General features: G+C 55.7%; 1 pseudogene. It reads right to left on the bottom strand.

Annotated elements, in window-relative coordinates:
* A pseudogene (locus tag SB822_RS59940) lies at positions 1–244 on the bottom strand (glycosyltransferase family 2 protein); the annotation flags it as partial.

The following is a 244-nucleotide window of genomic DNA, read 5'->3' as shown; positions in this document are numbered from 1 at the left end:
ATACGCGTTGCCGGACGCAGGCGGTGACGGGTACAGCCATCCGTCGAGCAGAGGTTTCAAACAGTCGCCGTCGGCTAACGAGTGAGGTACATAAACTCCCGTACATTTGCTGGTGCAGTCGATCACATCCAGCCGGAACTGCACCTTTGCCACGTTTTCTCTCTCGAAGCTCTGCATCACTTCGGTCACTGCGCCGGGATAGAGTACGTCGTCCGAATCGAGAAACAGAACATAGCCCGTCTTG

It is taken from the genome of Paraburkholderia sp. SIMBA_054 (assembly GCF_046534875.1).
Taxonomy (GTDB): domain Bacteria; phylum Pseudomonadota; class Gammaproteobacteria; order Burkholderiales; family Burkholderiaceae; genus Paraburkholderia; species Paraburkholderia hospita.
The sequence above is the reverse complement of the archived record's forward strand: the minus strand, read 5'-3'. Positions and strand labels throughout refer to the sequence as shown.